Genomic DNA, 2,892 nt, shown 5'->3' with positions numbered 1-2,892 from the left:
TTTACGCTACTCCCGCCTACCGCTCAGACACCCCTTGGTGCATAAGAGCGGCTAGCCGGCTCTTTCGCTACCGTGTCCGCGAACTGCGGATGGCAATTCGAAATTCGAATTGAACCACTTATGGCAGGATTGCCCGCACTCACCACACGTTGATAAAGGTGGGTTCTTCCAACGGACCGAGGTTCAGTGTGGCGGAGTCGATGGCAAAGGATATCCGCAAGTCCGAACCAGGCGGGTTTCGGCCCAGCCAACTTGATGCAAGATCGCTCGCGTTGGCCCTGTTGCTCACCGCGCTTCTCGCTGCATTGATCATGTCGCTCGGTGAGAGGTATCGCAATCCGGACGAGACGACCGAATTGTTGACCGTGTTCGACAATTCGCCGCCGTCACAGGACGAAGAGCCTCCTCCTCTTGAAATGCCGCAGGAGCGACCTGATCAGCCGGAAGAGAAATCCGATGCCTCATCGCCACCGCCCGCTCCGGCGCCTGCTCCCGATGCAGGGGCGCCGGACCTTCCGGTCGTGCCCATTCCGGATATCAAGCTGGCGCCCTTGACCGTTCCAGAGGTTGTTCTGCCCGCGACGGGCCGAGGTCTTGCCGTGCGTGACGGCACGCGGAATCTTGGCGCTGGCGCCACAGATGGCAACGACACAGGCGGCAATGGTGCAGGTGGAACGGGATCAGGAGGCAGCGGCACCGGAGGAGGGAAGGGTGCGCGCCGCAAACTGTCTGCGAGCTGGGCGCCCGAGATGGATCTCGCGCAGTTGGACAGATTCTATCCCGAAGCCGCCACAGAAACCGGGGACGGCGGAGTTGCCCTGCTCAAATGCAAGGCGTCCAGGGGCAACCGGGTCCGTGACTGCAGTCTGGTCGACGAACACCCGCGCGGGCTCGGTTTCGGCCGGGCAGCGCTGGCTTCAGAGAAGATCCTGAGGGTGCAGGTGCATGACGAGAGGGGCAGGCGAGTTTACAATGAATGGTTTATCCTTCGGGCAGAATTCCGGAAACCGGAACCAATCAAGAAGGAAATGAAGTAGATACGGGTCTCAGCCCGTCGGCGGCTCGTCCTTCAGCACCTCGTCCTTGTCCTCGACGTTCAACCCGTGCTTCAACAGCATCGGGATCTGGCTGAAGGTGAAGAGGAAGGTGAGCGGCAGGAACACCCAGATCTTGGCCCAGAGCCAGCCTTCGAAGTCCATCTGTGCGCGCAGCACCTCGTTGAGCACGGCAAGGCACAGGAAGAACACGCCCCAATTGCGCGACAGCTTGAGCCAGCCCTCCTCGGTAAGCCCCTCGAAGGCAGCTTCGAGGAGGATGCGCAGCAGTGCCTTGCCCATGGCGAACCCGCCCAGCAGCGCCACGCCGAAGCTGGCGTAGATGATCGTGGGCTTCAGCTGCACGAAGGTCGGATCGCCGAAGAAGATGGTGAGGCTCCCGAAGCCGACGATCAGCGCGGTCGAGAACCACAGCATCGGCGAGACCTTGCCGAGCCGCCATTTCGAGACAAGCAGCGCGGCGACCGCGGCGACCATGAAGGCGGCGGTGCCTGCGATGATCGCGCCAATCTCGCCCACAGGGCTTGGCTCTGCCGGCGATTGCCAGCGATAGACCCCGAGGAACACCAGCAGCGGGCCGTAATCGACCGCGACATTGAGCCAGCCCGAGGCGGCCTTCTTGCCCTCTCCCTCGGCCATCATGCCACCCCGGCGATCACGCGCGCGACGAGGTCGGGGTCGAAGGGGCGCAGGTCCTCCATCTTCTCGCCGACGCCGATGGCGTGGATGGGAAGGCCATATTGCTCCGCCGCCGCGACCAGCACGCCGCCGCGCGCGGTGCCGTCGAGCTTGGTCATGATCAGGCCGGTGACCCCTGCGACCTCCTTGAAGACATCGATCTGCGACAGGGCATTCTGGCCGTTGGTGGCATCTAGCACCAGCACCACGTCATGCGGCGCCTCGGGGTTGAGGCGGCCGAGCACGCGGCGGATCTTGGCGAGCTCTTCCATCAGCTCCTTCTTGTTCTGGAGGCGCCCGGCGGTGTCGACGATCAGCGCGTCGATCCCGGTGTCGGTGGCCTGCCTGACCGCGTCGAACACGATCGCCGCCGGATCGCCGCCCTCGGGGCCGCGCACGAGGTCGACGCCGATGCGGCCCGCCCAGGTCGCCAGTTGGCCGATCGCGGCGGCGCGAAAGGTGTCGCCCGCCGCCAGCAGCACGCCGTAGTCGTCCTCCTGGAACAGGTGCGCGAGCTTGGCGATGGTGGTGGTCTTGCCGCTGCCGTTGACCCCGATCACGAGGATCACCTGCGGACGGGGGAAGGCAGTGATCTCGAGCGGCTTGGCGACCGGGCGCAGGATCGCGGCGATTTCCTCGGCGACCGCCTCCTTCAATTCGCGCGAGGTGATCTCGAGCCCGAAGCGCTTGTCCGAAAGCCGCGCGCGGATGCGGGCGGCGGCGGACGGGCCGAGGTCGGACAGGATCAGCGCATCCTCGACCTCGTCGAGCGTCGCGTCGTCGAGCTTCGCCGTGCCGCCACTGGCGCCCGGCAGATTGGCCGAGAGCCGCTCGGAGGTCTTGGCGAAGCCCCCGAACAGGCGCTGCGTCCAGCTGGTCTGGTTCATGCGAGCAGGCCCTCCCTGACCTCGCTTGGGGTCACATTGATGATCGTGCCTGCCGCCGTGCCGGAGGGCAGGGCGACGGGGGCGTAATTGGGGGCATAGCCGGTGCCGCCGCGCTCGGCGAGGACGGGGAGCGTTTCGCCCACAAGCCCGGCGAGCCACGCCGCGCGGCGTGCGGCGGCGCGGGCGCGCAGGTCTGCGGCGCGGTCCTTGACCACCGCGCGCGCAAGCTGCGGCATGCGCGCTGCGGGGGTGCCGGGGCGGGGGGAGTAGGG

3 protein-coding genes and 1 pseudogene are annotated in these 2,892 nt (G+C 66.0%); 1 reads left to right on the top strand and 3 read right to left on the bottom strand.

Features of this window, described 5'->3' with window-relative positions; translation table 11 throughout:
- Window positions 1–200 precede the first annotated feature (200 nt).
- Window positions 201–1,037, top strand: a complete 837-nt coding sequence (locus AX692_RS19465; RefSeq protein ID WP_155646252.1) for a hypothetical protein — start codon at window positions 201–203, stop codon at window positions 1,035–1,037.
- Window positions 1,038–1,046: 9 nt separating this feature from the next.
- Here the strand turns inward: AX692_RS19465 and AX692_RS03320 are convergent, their stop codons facing one another.
- The 3 genes and pseudogenes from AX692_RS03320 to AX692_RS19985 form a co-directional block, all read right to left on the bottom strand.
- A complete protein-coding gene (locus AX692_RS03320; protein ID WP_073973675.1) occupies window positions 1,047–1,694 on the bottom strand; it encodes an inner membrane-spanning protein YciB in 648 nt (215 codons plus the stop codon).
- Entirely contained in the window at window positions 1,694–2,620 is a 927-nt protein-coding gene (gene ftsY / locus AX692_RS03315; protein WP_073973674.1) for a signal recognition particle-docking protein FtsY, read from the bottom strand. Before ftsY ends, AX692_RS03320 begins: the two co-directional genes overlap by 1 nt.
- A pseudogene (locus AX692_RS19985) lies at window positions 2,617–2,892 on the bottom strand (tRNA (N(6)-L-threonylcarbamoyladenosine(37)-C(2))-methylthiotransferase MtaB); the annotation flags it as partial. The gene ftsY and the pseudogene AX692_RS19985, both read right to left, overlap by 4 nt.

This window comes from Erythrobacter donghaensis (assembly GCF_001557325.1).
Lineage (GTDB): Bacteria > Pseudomonadota > Alphaproteobacteria > Sphingomonadales > Sphingomonadaceae > Erythrobacter > Erythrobacter donghaensis_B.
The sequence above is the reverse complement of the archived record's forward strand: the minus strand, read 5'-3'. Positions and strand labels throughout refer to the sequence as shown.